This is a genomic window from Gandjariella thermophila (genome assembly GCF_005405885.1).
In the GTDB taxonomy this organism is placed as follows: Bacteria; Actinomycetota; Actinomycetes; order Mycobacteriales; family Pseudonocardiaceae; genus Gandjariella; species Gandjariella thermophila.
On record NZ_BJFL01000010.1, the window covers coordinates 82366 to 94818 of the forward strand.

At 73.9% G+C, this 12453-nt stretch carries 10 protein-coding genes; 4 read left to right on the forward strand and 6 right to left on the reverse strand.

What is annotated here, in order from left to right; translation table 11 throughout:
* Positions 1-222 precede the first annotated feature (222 nt).
* Complete coding sequence (locus FFT21_RS12505) at positions 223-1398, forward strand: AI-2E family transporter (protein ID WP_137814070.1); 1176 nt, start codon at positions 223-225, stop codon at positions 1396-1398.
* A 15-nt stretch (positions 1399-1413) separates the two neighbouring features.
* Here the strand turns inward: FFT21_RS12505 and FFT21_RS12510 are convergent, their stop codons facing one another.
* On the reverse strand, positions 1414-2610 hold the full coding sequence (locus FFT21_RS12510) for a diguanylate cyclase (protein WP_137814003.1): 1197 nt from the start codon (positions 2608-2610) through the stop codon (positions 1414-1416).
* 174 nt (positions 2611-2784) lie between these two features.
* Here FFT21_RS12510 and macS point away from each other — a divergent pair, with 174 nt between their 5' ends.
* Together macS and FFT21_RS12520 are read left to right on the forward strand one after the other, a co-directional pair.
* Positions 2785-3960: a MacS family sensor histidine kinase gene (macS, locus tag FFT21_RS12515; protein ID WP_137814004.1), complete on the forward strand. Its 1176-nt coding sequence runs from the start codon at positions 2785-2787 to the stop codon at positions 3958-3960.
* A gap of 75 nt (positions 3961-4035) precedes the next feature.
* On the forward strand, positions 4036-4677 hold the full coding sequence (locus FFT21_RS12520) for a response regulator (protein ID WP_225978356.1): 642 nt from the start codon (positions 4036-4038) through the stop codon (positions 4675-4677).
* An 88-nt stretch (positions 4678-4765) separates the two neighbouring features.
* On the opposite strand, the gene FFT21_RS12525 is transcribed toward FFT21_RS12520, so the two are convergent.
* From FFT21_RS12525 to FFT21_RS12545, 5 genes are all read right to left on the reverse strand, one after another.
* On the reverse strand, positions 4766-4999 hold the full coding sequence (locus tag FFT21_RS12525; protein ID WP_137814006.1) for a metallothionein: 234 nt from the start codon (positions 4997-4999) through the stop codon (positions 4766-4768).
* Between the two features lie 111 nt (positions 5000-5110).
* The gene (ptsP, locus tag FFT21_RS12530; RefSeq protein WP_137814007.1) at positions 5111-6754 is read right to left on the reverse strand and encodes a phosphoenolpyruvate--protein phosphotransferase; all 1644 of its coding nucleotides are present in this window, start codon (positions 6752-6754) and stop codon (positions 5111-5113) included.
* A 204-nt stretch (positions 6755-6958) separates the two neighbouring features.
* Positions 6959-7861, reverse strand: a complete 903-nt coding sequence (locus FFT21_RS12535) for a ribokinase (protein WP_137814008.1) — start codon at positions 7859-7861, stop codon at positions 6959-6961.
* 26 nt (positions 7862-7887) lie between these two features.
* Positions 7888-8898, reverse strand: coding sequence for a LacI family DNA-binding transcriptional regulator (locus FFT21_RS12540; protein ID WP_225978345.1), 1011 nt, complete (start codon positions 8896-8898; stop codon positions 7888-7890).
* Between the two features lie 478 nt (positions 8899-9376).
* Complete coding sequence (locus tag FFT21_RS12545) at positions 9377-11545, reverse strand: MMPL family transporter (protein WP_225978346.1); 2169 nt, start codon at positions 11543-11545, stop codon at positions 9377-9379.
* Positions 11546-11684: 139 nt separating this feature from the next.
* Here FFT21_RS12545 and FFT21_RS12550 point away from each other — a divergent pair, with 139 nt between their 5' ends.
* Complete coding sequence (locus FFT21_RS12550) at positions 11685-12437, forward strand: TetR/AcrR family transcriptional regulator (RefSeq protein ID WP_137814010.1); 753 nt, start codon at positions 11685-11687, stop codon at positions 12435-12437.
* Positions 12438-12453: the final 16 nt, after the last annotated feature.

The following is a 12453-nucleotide window of genomic DNA, read 5'->3' on the forward strand; positions in this document are numbered from 1 at the left end:
ACATCGGCCGGCCGGCGCATCCGTTGAGCGAGAAGATCGCTACATCGGGTGACGCACACTGCGTGTATCCGGATGTGAGCGTCCGTATCAGGCCGCGCGGTCCCGGGAGCGGAACGGCGCCACCGCCACAGCCGATCCGGCAAACCGTCTAGAGCGGTGGGCGCCACGGGTTAACGTGCACTGGTGAGCACCCCTGAGCCGGGACGCGGCACCGACAACGGGATTCAGCCACGCGGGAACCAACCGGCGGACGTGACCACGGCGGTCCCCAAGGTGATCCGGGTGGCGGCCGCGCTGAGCTGGCGTTTCCTCGTCGTGGTGGGCGCGCTCTATGTGATCGGGATCGTGGTCGGCCGGCTGGCGGCGGTGGTCATTCCGGTGGCGATCGCGCTGCTCATGTCCGCGCTGCTGGCGCCGGCGGTCAGGCACCTGGTCGCCTGGCGGGTACCGCGCGCGCTGGCCACCGTGGTGGTGCTGGTCGGCGGGCTCGCGGTGGTCGGCGGCGTGCTGACCTTCGTGGTCACCGAGTTCGTCAACGGGCTGCCCGCGCTGCAGGCCCAGGTGGGGCGCAGCCTGGACACGATCAGCCAGTGGCTGCAGAAGGGTCCGCTGCACGTCAGCCCGCAGCAGGTGCACGAGTACCTCAACCGGATCGTCGCGACGATCAAGGAGAACCAGGCGTCGATCACCACGGGCGCGCTGAGCACCGCGGCCACCGTCGGCGAGGCGCTGACCTCGATGCTGCTCGCGCTGTTCACCCTGATCTTCTTCCTCTACGACGGCGACGGGATCTGGCGGTTCGTGCTGCGCGGGCTGCCCGCGAACGTCCGGGGCCGGATGGACGTGGCCGGCCGGCGCGGGTTCGCCTCGCTGGTCAACTACGTGCGGGCCACGGCGGTGGTCGCGGTGGTCGATGCGGTGGGCATCGGCATCGGGCTGTGGGGGGTCGGCGTCCCGCTCGCCGTGCCGCTGTCCGCGCTGGTGTTCCTCGGCGCGTTCGTGCCGATCGTCGGGTCGGTGGTGGCCGGGACGGTCGCGGTGCTGGTCGCCCTGGTGGCCAACGGCCTGATCCCGGCGCTGATCGTGCTCGGCGTGGTGATCGCGGTGATGCAGCTGGAGGGCCACGTGATGCAACCGCTGCTGATGGGCCGGGCGGTGAAGCTGCACCCGCTGGCCGTGGTGCTGGCGATCGCCGCGGGCACGGTGGTCGGCGGTATCGCCGGTGCGCTGCTCGCCGTGCCGCTGCTCGCCGTGGTGAACTCGGGTATCCGCTCGCTGCTGGCGCAGCACGAGGAGCCCTCGGCGGAACCGGCCACGGCGCAGCCGCCCGAACCGGAGCAGTCCCGCGCGGCCGGTACTGAGCGGGAGACCGGGACCGACGTGGAGTCCTCCGGGTAGCGGTGCCCCGCCCGGTTACGCCATGGCGACCAGGTTGCGGCCGAACCCCTTGGCGGACAGCAGCGCGGCGTCCGCGGCGATCAGCAGGTCCGGCAGCTCGTAGCCGTAGCGCACCGAGGTGGCCACGCCGATGCTCACGGTCAACCCGTCCAGCACGTACGGGTCGCCGTTCGCGGTGGTGGTCGGCACGTGCATGGCGGCGACGGCCAGCCGCACCCGCTGCGCCACCGCCTCGGCCTCGGGCGGCTCGGTGTCCGGCAGCAGCACGACGAACTCCTCGCCGCCGAACCGGCCGACCACGTCGCCGCGCCGGACGCTGGCACGCAGCCGCAGCGCCACCGCGGCCAGGGCGGCGTCCCCGGCCAGGTGGCCGACCCGGTCGTTGACCCGCTTGAAGTGGTCGAGGTCCAGCAGCATCACGGCGACCGGCTGGCTGCGCGCCCGGGCCCGGCTCAGCTCGTACCGGGCCAGCCGGTCCCAGTGCACCGCATTGGCCAGCCCGGTCTTCGCGTCCCGCTGCGCCGAACGCCGCCAGTGCGGCAGCTGGGCGGCCCGTTCCAGCAGGGCCATCGGCGGGCCGGCGAGCACGCCGAGCGACGGCTGGAACAGCAGCGCGGTCCCCATCAGCGCGCCGATACTCACCGCGACGATGCCCAGGGTGACATCGATGGAGTCGCCGATGATCTCGTCCATCCCGGCGCCCGGGTTGCGCAGTCGCAGGCCAACCGCGACCAGCACGGTCCTGGTGAGCAGCAGCGCCGCCCCGGCGAGCAGCAGGTGCGCCACGTCCCACCGGGTTTCGTGCCAGCCGATCACGAACCGGCCGGCGAAGGTGCCCAGCGCGCTCGCGGAGAGGGTGAACAGCCAGCGGTGCGGCTCCGGCCGCACCACCATCACGCCGTGCAGCGCGGGGCCGAGGAACAGCAGCGCGAGCAGGTTCAGCGGCAGCACGCACACCCCGGCGGCGAGGTAGCAGACGTGCACCGCCCACGGGTTGCGTTGCGGTTCCCGGCGCATCTGGCTGGCCAGCGTGGTGCCGATGACCACCGCACCGGCGGTCGCCGCGATCATCGTGAACCGGCCCAGATCCGCCGCGTCCGGCGGCGGTGTGTGTGTCACCACAAGTGCTGTGCAGGCGATCGCGGCGAGATCCACCAGCAACCAGTAGGCCAGTGCGGGTCGCCGTAACGACCACAGCGTCCACGTGCGCAAGGAACGGCCCTCCCCCCGACGGGAGCGACACGGAACTCCGAGAAGCCAACGGATTTCGCCGGACATCGGCGGCGTGCTGAGCCTTGCACATGGTGCGCTCCGGCCCCAAGACACCGGCTGCGAGTTCATCCGACTACCCGACACGGCAGGATTAGGTGGGGAAGGGAGCGCACCGTGGGAGAACGCCTATCCGGTTCGGGCCACCCGACCGACGACGACCCGGCCACGCCGTTGTGGCGCGGCACGATCGTACTGCGCATTCTGACGTTCCTTTTCGCCATCGGCGTTTTCGCCGTGCATGACGCGGACTACGCGCGGCCGTGGCTGGGCTGGCCGGTGATCGGGGTGATGGCCGCGTGGACCGCGTTCACCGCCTTCTGCTACGGCCGGCAGGCGGGCCGGCGTGCCTGGGTCGTGGTCGCCGACCTGGTGTTGACCTGCGGGCTGATGACCACGTCGCTGGTGATCCTGACGCCGGAGCAACTGATCCGGCCGGCCCCGCTGATCACCACGGTGTGGGCGTGCGGGCCGGTGGTGTCCGCGGCGGTGTACGGCGGGCGCACCTTCGGGATGGTCGCCGGTGTGATCGTCGCGGTGTTCAACGTCGGCGTGCGCGGCTACTTCAACACCGACATGGCCAGGGACACCGTGCTGCTGGTCGGCGTCGGCGTGGTGATCGGGATGGCGTCGCAGACCGCTCGCCGGTCCGCCGAGCAGCTGCGCCAGGCGTTGCGCACCGAGGCGGCCACGGCCGAGCGGGAGCGGCTGGCCCGGTCCATCCACGACGGCGTGCTGCAGGTGCTCGCCCGGGTCCGCCGCCGCGGCGCCGAGCTGGGGGGTGAGGCGGCCGAGTTGGCGAACCTCGCCGGAGCGCAGGAGATCGCGTTACGCGCCCTGGTCTCCGCCGCCGCACCGGAGTCCACCATGGACGGTGAGGTGGACGTTCGCGGGCAGCTCCAACTGCTGGTGACCCCCAGGGTCCAGGTGTCCGTGCCGGCCACCCAGGTGATGCTGCCCGCGGCCGCCGTGGCGGAGCTGGCCGCGGTCGTTACCGAGGCGCTGTCCAACGTGGACAAGCATGCCGGCGAGGCGGCGCGGGCCTGGGTACTGCTGGAGGACCTCGGCGACGAGGTGGTCATCAGCATCCGGGACGACGGTCCGGGTATCCCCGAAGGGCGGCTGGCCGCCGCCGCGGCGGAGGGCAGGATGGGCGTGGCGAAGTCGATGCGGGGCCGGGTGGCCGGGCTGGGTGGCACGCTGGTGCTCTCGACCGGTCCCGGCGAGGGCACCGAGTGGGAGGTGCGCCTGCCCCGGCAGGAGTCACCGAAGCGTCGCGGGAAGGGAACCTGAATGACCGGGTCGAGCAGCGGCACAGCAGGCGACCACGGCGCGCGCAGCGGTCGCCAGGCCGCACGGGTGTCCGTGATGGTCGTCGACGATCACCCGATCTGGCGGGACGGGGTGGCCCGCGACCTGACCGAGCGCGGGTTCGACGTGCCGGCCACCGCCGGCGACGCGGAGGCGGCGATGCGGATCGCCCGGACCGTGCGGCCCGACGTGGTGCTGATGGACCTCAACCTCGGCCAGCCGTCCGGAGTGGACGCCACACGGTGGATCGCCACCGAGTTACCGGACACCCGGGTGCTGGTGCTCTCCGCGAGCGGCGAGCACTCCGACGTGCTGGAGGCGGTGAAGGCGGGCGCCTCCGGCTACCTGGTCAAGTCGGCGTCGGTGGAGGAACTGGTCGACGCGGTGCGCCGGACGGCCGCCGGGGACGCGGTGTTCACCGCCGGGCTGGCCGGGCTGGTGCTCGGCGAGTACCGGCGGATGGCGGTCAGCCCGAACGACGGCAAGCAGGCGCCGCAGCTCACCGAGCGGGAGACCGAGGTGCTGCGCCTGGTGGCCAAGGGGTTGACCGCCCGGCAGATCGCCAACCGGCTGGTCATCTCGCACCGGACGGTGGAGAACCACGTGCAGTCCACGCTACGCAAGCTGCAACTGCACAACCGGGTCGAGCTGGCCCGGTACGCCATCGAGCACGGGTTGGACGGCGAGCCGGAGGAGTGACCCGCGCCACCGGCGGCGCGGTCGCGGCCCGGCCGGCGGCGCCGGAGTCAGGTCGCCGGCCACCGGGTCGGGCGTGGTCGGGCTCGATTCAGGCGTGGTCGACCAGGCTCATCGCGCCCTCCGACTGGGCGCAGTGCGCGCAGCAGAAGAACCGGCCGTCGGCCTCCATGCCGTGCCCGATGATCCGGCAGCGGCAGTGCTCGCACACCGGCGCCATGGCCTGGATGGCGCACTCGAAGCAGTCGAAGATGTGCACCGCGCCATGCGCGTGCACCTCGAAGGACATGTAGTAGTCGTTGCCGCAGGTCTCACACGTGGCCATGGCCGAGAATCCCTCCGCTCACCGGTGCCTTGTTGGCAGCGTGCGACGGCGCGGGGCGCTCGGCAACCGCAGCCCCGACCCACCCACCCGGACCAGCGAAGCCGGCGGCGGTCACCCGAGGGCGGCGTGCACCGCCTGGCGGGCCGCGGTCGGGTCGGCCGCGGCGGCCGCGGCGCGCGCCGCGCTCTGGCACTGGTCGTGGTTCACCCTCGCCAGCGTCGCGCCGACCATCGTCAGCGCGGCCGCGTTCATGGAGAGGCTGGACACGCCGAGGCCGACCAGCACGCAGGCCAGCCGCGGGTCCGCGGCGGCCTCGCCGCACACTCCCGCCGGCTTGCCGACCTCGCCGGCGGCCTCGCCGACCCGGGCGATCAGCCGGAGCAGCGCCGGCTGCCACGGATCGTTCAGCGCGGCCACCGCGCCGGCCTGGCGGTCGGCCGCGAACAGGTACTGCGCCAGGTCGTTGGTGCCCAGGCTGACGAAGTCGACGGCGTCGAAGATCTCCCGCGCGGTGAGTGCCGCGGCCGGAACCTCGATCATCACGCCGGCCCTGGCGATGCCCGCGGCCCGCACCCGCTCGGCGAACCAGCCCGCCTCCTCGGCGGTGGCCACCATCGGCGCCATCACGGACACCTCGGCGCCGGAGTCCTCGGCGGCGCCGGCGATCGCCTCGAGCTGGCGGTCCAGCACGCCGGCGCGTTCCCGGGCCACCCGCAGGCCGCGGACGCCGAGCGCGGGGTTGGGCTCGGCCGCCAGGCCGAGGAACCCCAGCGGCTTGTCCGCTCCCGCGTCCAGGGTGCGCACCACCACGGGCTTCCCGGCGAACGGGGCGAGCACGGCGCGGTACGCCGTGCGCTGGTCGGCCACGGAGGGCTCGTCGGTGGCGGCGAGGAAGCAGAACTCGGTGCGGAACAGGCCGACCCCCTCCGCGCCGGCATCGGCGGCAGCGCGGGCGTCCTCGGGTTTGCCGACGTTGGCGAGGACCTTGACGCGAAAGCCGTCCTGGGTGGCGCCCACACCGTTCCACCCGGATGCCGCGGTGGTCTCGGCGGCGTGTACCTCGACCGGGCCCTCGGGCACCTCGACCCGGCCGGTGTCGCCGTCCACCGCGAGCCCGGGCACCTCGCCGAGGTCCAGGACGCCGCGGCAGGCGACCACCGCGGGAATGCCGAGCGAGCGGGCCAGGATGGCGGTGTGGCTGGTGGGACCGCCGTCCGCGGTGACGAGGGCGAGCACCTTGGCCGGGTCCAGACCGGCGGTGTCCACCGGGGCCAGGTCCCTGGCTACCAGGATGCTCGGCCCGGGCAGCTCGGGCACGCCGGGCGGCTCGACCCCGAGCAGTTCGGCGACCAGCCGGTCGCGCACGTCGTGGATGTCCCGTACCCGCTCGGCCAGGTAGCCGCCGGCGGCCTGCAACGCGTCGGCGAACCCGGAGGCCGCCTCGTACACGGCGCGCGGCGCGGGGACACCGCGCGTGGTCACGAGTTGCTCGGCCTGGGACAGCAGGGCGGGATCGGCTGCCATGGTGGCGGTCGTCTCCAGGACCGCCCGCATGTCGCCGCCGACGGCGGCGGCGCGGCGGCGCAACTGCTCGGCGACCGCCTCGGCGGCCGGCCGGATGCGCGCGGCCTCGGCCAGCGGGTCCTCCGGGGACGGCGTCTCCGGGGGTTCGGGCAGCGGATCGGCCACCCGCACCACCGGGCCCGAGGCCCGGCCCGGACTGACCCCGACGCCGCTGAGTCGTACGCCCAACATGGTCTAGACCATACCTCTCACCGCCTGCCCCGTGTCGATGATAGGTGTGCGTGACGCACGCCACCGCACGAGCGATCCGGGCTGCTCCGGCCGCTGGCGCGCCGGTCACGGGCCCGCCGGCGGCCGGAAATGTCCATGGTGGACGCGCGCTCTGCCCCGGCACCCGCCCGCACCGGAGCGCCCGCGCAGGGCCGGGAGCCGGGGTCAGGCCAGCAGCACGTCCTCGGCGGCCGGGTAGGACGGCTGGGCGCCGGCCCGGGTCACCGAGAGCGACGCGACCCGCACGGCGAAGTGCACCGCGGCGGCCAGCTTCTCGCCCCCGGCCAGCCGAGCCGCCAGCGCCCCGGTGAACGCGTCGCCCGCTCCGGTGGTGTCCACCGCGCGCACCTCGGGCGCCGGCACCTCGACCACGTCGCCCCGCTCGGCGAGTGCCGCCCCGGCTGCGCCCAGCGTGACCACGACCGAGCGCGGCCCCAGCCCGAGCAGCGCGCTGGCCAACTCGACGCCCGGCACGGCGTCCTCGGCGGTACCCAGCAGCCATGCCGCCTCGTGCTGGTTGACCACCAGCGGATCCAGCGAGGCCAGCGTCTCCTGGCGCAGCCGGGCCACCGGGGAAAGGTTGAGCACCGGGCGGACGCCGGCCGAGACCGCGACGGCCACCGCCTGCTCCACCGCCGGGACCGGCACCTCAAGCGAGCACGCCAGCACCCGCGCCGCACGGAGCGTGCCGGCCGCCGCGACCACGTCGTCCGCGGACACCTCGGCGTTCGCTCCCGGCGACACGACGATCGAGTTCTCCCCGTCCGGGGTGACCGTGATGTAGGCGATCCCGGTCGGCCGCGCCGAGGTGCGCACCAGCTCGGTGGCGACACCGGCGGCGGCCAGCGAGTCGCGCAGCAGGGTGCCGTACTGGTCGTCGCCGAGCGCGCCGAGCAGCGCGACCGGGGCGCCCAACCGGGCGGCCGCGACCGCGGTGTTCGCGCCCTTGCCCCCGGGCACCACCACGGTGTCCGCGCCGAGCACGGTCTCCCCGGCGCCCGGCCGGCGCTGCACGGCGACCACCAGGTCCGCGTTGGCGGAGCCCACCACGACGATCTTCGGCGCCACGGCTGGCCGTCACTCCCTCCCGGTACTCAGGGCGTTCTGGTCCGGCTGACCACCCGGCCCTCGCCGCAGGACCGGCGAGTGACCAGCCGGGCGGGCAGCAGCACGTCGTCCACCCGCTCGCCGGCCACCAGGGCGAGCAGGCTGCGCGCCGCGGCGCGCCCGATCTCCACGGTGGGCTGGGCGATGACCGTGATCGGCGGGTCGAGCAGCGGGAACCACGGCTGGTCGTCGTAGATGGCGAGGCCGACGCCGTCCGGCACCACCCAGCCGCCACCGCGCAGCTCCGCCAGGGCACCCAGGCCCATCAGGTTGTCCATCGCGACCAGGACGGACGGCCGCTCGTCCAGCGCCATCAGCCGCCGGGCCGCCGCGGCGCCGCTCTCCCTGCGGAAGTCGCCGTGCACCACGTGCGCGGGCCGGGGCGAGATGCCCAGCTCGGTCAGGGCGGCGAGGAAGGTCTCCAGCCGCTCCCGGCCGGTACTGGTCCGTTCCGGCCCGGCGATCACGCCGATCCGCCGGTGCCCCAGCCGGACCAGGTGCGCGGCCAGCTCGCGCAGCGCTGCCCGGCCGTCAGCGCGCACCACCGGCACCCTCGGCTCGCGCACTGTGCGGTCGATCAGCACCAGCGGGACCCCGCTGGCCACCGCCTCGGCCACCCAGCCACCATCGTCGGTGGCCGGGCAGACCAGCAGCCCGTCCACCCGGCGGTCCAGCAGTGCCCGGACGTAGGTGAGCTGCTGGTCGTCCCGCTCGTCGGCGTTGCCGAACACCACGCAGTAGCCGTGCTCGCGGGCCTCCTCCTCGACCGCCTGGGCGATCTCCGCGAAGAACGGGTTGAGCAGGTCGCTGATCACCAGCCCGAGCGTCCTCGTGGTGTGCATGCGCAGCGACCGGGCCAGCACGTTCGGCCGGTAACCCAGCTCGTCCACGGCGGCGAACACCCGCGCCCTGGTCTCCTTGGTGGGTGCCGGATGCTCGTTGAGCACCCGGGAGACGGTGGCGACGGAGACACCTGCCCGGGTTGCCACATCACGCATGGTCGCCACGCTGAGCCCCTCACCACTCACCCGACAGCGGGAGATCCGCACCGCTCACCGGTCAGCCCGGCCGCTGAGGTCAAAGGAAGACTAGTGCGACGTCGGTCAACTCGGCGACGTGGCCACGATCGGGTGGCTCCGGTTTTCCCCCGTTCCGCCCCTTGCTCCCGGCCGTCCACGGCGCGGTTTCGCCGAAGATGAGTAATCGTGCGGATCCAATCGGGGGTCTCGTGCGTCAACGTAGGTAGGGCTTCCGCACGGAAGGCCGTCACCCGGGCCCTCCGCCCGTCGACGAGGGGGCGACGGGCGGAGGGAGGGGGCCCGGACGTCCAGCCGGGTTCGCCGGGGGCCGTCGCGCACGGCCCGTTCGCGGCGGGTCCGGACCCCGGCGCCGGTCGCCATGCCCCCCGAGCGGCCGGTGCCGGGGCCCGCCGTCCCGCGGGCTCGGCGCTCCGCCCGCCCGGGCCGGGGCACCCGCTCAGCGGCGCCCGGACAGTTCCGGCGCCCGCTCCTCGATGACCGGCTCGGGTTCCGGCTCGCCGTGGTGCGCGCCGATGCGCCGTCGCAGCCGGCGCAGCCGCCCCGGCGCCCACCATGCCGCGTCGCCGAGCAGCCGGAGCACGGCCGGTACCAGCATCATCCGCACCACGGTGGCGTCCAGCGCCAGCGCGACGATCATGCCCAGCCCGATGAACCGCATGGTGGCGAGCTGGGACAGGCCGAAAGCGCCGACCACCACGATCAGCAGCAGGGCGGCGGCGCTGATGGTGCGCCCGGTGCGCAGCAGCCCGTGGCGCACCGCCTCCGGGCTGGACATGCCCGCGTTGCGGGCCTCGATCATGCGGGACAGCAGGAACGTCTCGTAGTCCGTGGACAGGCCGAACACGATCGCGCCGATCAGCACGATCATGCCCGGCTCCAGCGGCTCCGGGGTCACCCCGAGCAGACCGGCGCCGTGGCCCTGCTGGAACACCCAGACCAGCACGCCGAAGGTGGCGCACAGGCTCAGCGTGCTCATCAGCACCGCCTTGACCGGCAGCAACACCGAGCCGAACGCCAGGAACATCATCACCAGGGTGGCGCCGGCGAGCACCGCGACCATCCACGGCAGCCGCTCCATGATCGCCTGGACGCTGTCCACCACCCGCGCGGAGAACCCGCCGACCAGGGCCTGCTCGCCGGGCGGCACGGGGATGGCGCGCAACCCGCGGACGGCGTCCTTGGCGTCCTCGCCCAGCGGGTCGCCGGCCAGCGTGGCGCGCAGCAGCACCACGTCGCCGGACGCTCCGGCGGGCGCGACGCCGCGCACGCCGGGCACCCGCCGGGCGTCCTCGGCGAACCGCCGCACCTCGGCGGGGCCGGCACCGCGCAGCACGATCTCGGCGGAGCCGTTGCCGCTGGCCGGAAAGGAACGGTCGACCGCGGCCACGGCCTGCCGCGTCGGGTTGCCCTCGGGAAGCTGCTTCTCGTCCACCGCGCCGAACTTCACGCCGAGAAAGGGGGCGCCGAGCACCAGCAGGCCGGCCACCAGGGGCACGGCGAACAGCGCGGGACGGCGCAGCACCACCCCGGCGAGCCGGGCCAGGCCGCGCGGCTCGCCCACCGAGCCGGAGGCCCGGCGCCGCCACGGCACGGCCAGCATGTCCACCCGCCGGCCGAGCAGTCCGAGCAGCGCGGGCAGCAACGTCAGCGACACCACGGCGGCGACGGCCACCGCGGACATCCCGCCGTAGCCGACCGACCGCAGGAAGCCCAGCGGGAAGACCACCAGCCCGGCCAGCGCGACCACCAGCAGCGTCGCGGAGAAGGCCACCGTGCGGCTGGCCGTGGCCACCGTCCGGCGGACCGCCTCCGCCGGGCTCCGGCCGGCGGCCAGTTCCTCGCGGAACCGCCCGACGCTGAACAGCCCGTAGTCGATGGCCAGGCCCAGCCCGAGCAGCGAGGCGACGTTCACCGCGAACGGGTTGACCTCGACCAGGTCGGCGAGCAGGTGTAGCACACCGAGTGAGCCGAGGATGGCCAGCCCGCCGACGGCCACCGGCAGCAGCGCGGCGACCAGGCTGCCGAAGATCACCACGAGCAGTGCGAGGGTGATCGGCAACGAGACCAGTTCGGCGGTCCGCAGGTCGGCGTTGGACCGCTCGGTGATCGCCTGCTGCACCGGTACCGCGCCGGCGATGTCGGCACGCACGCCGGGTACCGCGAGCCGGTCGCGGATCCGGGTGAACTGGGTCTGCTGCGCACCCGGCTGGTCGGCGGCGAGCGTGAGCACCGCCAGCGCATGGGTGTGGTCGGCGTCCACCAGTTGCGCTGCGTGGCCGTCCCAGTAGTCGAGCACGCCGGCCACCGCGTCCCGGGGCAGCGCGCGCAGCGCGGCGGTGACCCCGCCGGCGACGGCGGGGTCGTCCACGGTGCCGCCCGGTGGGGCGCTGTAGAGCACCATCACGTCGCCCTGCTGCCGGCCGAAGTGTTGCTCGACCATCCGGTCCGCCTGCGCCGACTGGCTGGCCGGATCCTCGTATCCGCCCTGGGTCAGCTTGCCGAAAACCCCGGAGCCCCAGGCGCCGGCGCCCAGGGATGCCAGCAGGACCACCACGGTCACCAGCCACCGCCGCCGGTACACCATCGAGCCCCACGTGCCGAACAAGGCCAACGCTCCCCCTCTTACTGGTCACCGGACGTGTACGCGGGTAACGTCCGGACGAACGACGATCGACGTGAACGCCGTTAACTCCGCGCCAGGCTAGCCATGGTGAACGGTGTTCACAACTTTCGAGGATGGGTGCATGGCGCAGGCCACACGTCGCGAGCGACCCCGTTCCGACACCGAGCGGGAGATCCGGGAGACCGCCAGGAACCTGCTGGTCCGGCACGGCAGGGAGGCCGTCACCCTGCGCGCCATCGCCCGCGAACTGGGCATCACCGCACCGGCGCTGTACCGCTACTACAACTCCCGCGAGGACCTGCTCCGGCAACTCTGCGACGACATCTGCCTGGACGTCTCCGGGCACCTCTCCGCCGACCTGGCCGGCATCCCCGAGGGTGACACCACCGCCCAGGTCTTCGCGGTGTGCCGGGGTTTCCGCCGCTGGGCGCTCGCCCACCCGCACGAGTTCGCCCTGGTCTTCGCCTCGCCGGAGGGATCGAAGGCGCCGCCGGCCGGCGAAGCGGGCGAGTGCGGCCCGGGTCCGGCCCACGACCAGTTCGGCCGGGTGTTCCTCATGGTGGCCGGGCGGGTGCTGATCACCCACGAGGTCCGCCCGCCGCGCCCGGTCGCCATCCCCCGTGCGCTGGTCGCCGACCTGGAGGCGTTCCGCGACGCGCTGCTGGCCAGCCTGGCGGAGCACGGCATCGAGGTGCCGCCGGAACGGCTGGGCCTGGACACCGTCTACTTCATGCTGCAGTTCTGGGTGCGGCTGTACGGGCACGTGGCGCTGGAGGTGTTCGGCCGCTTCCCGATCGCGGTGTCCGACCCCGAGCCGATGTTCGAGTCCATGCTCACCGACCTCGCCACACAGGTCGGCCTGCAGGTGCCCTGATCCCGCCGCGGTCGTG

Excerpts from the sequence above, each read along its gene's own strand:
- FFT21_RS12520 (WP_225978356.1), top strand. The coding sequence starts at position 4,036 with ATGGTCGTCGACGATCACCCGATCTGGCGGGACGGGGTGGCCCGCGAC.
- FFT21_RS12525 (WP_137814006.1), bottom strand. The coding sequence starts at position 4,999 with ATGGCCACGTGTGAGACCTGCGGCAACGACTACTACATGTCCTTCGAG.
- ptsP (WP_137814007.1), bottom strand. The coding sequence starts at position 6,754 with ATGTTGGGCGTACGACTCAGCGGCGTCGGGGTCAGTCCGGGCCGGGCC.
- FFT21_RS12540 (WP_225978345.1), bottom strand. The coding sequence starts at position 8,898 with ATGCGTGATGTGGCAACCCGGGCAGGTGTCTCCGTCGCCACCGTCTCC.
- FFT21_RS12550 (WP_137814010.1), top strand. The coding sequence starts at position 11,685 with ATGGCGCAGGCCACACGTCGCGAGCGACCCCGTTCCGACACCGAGCGG.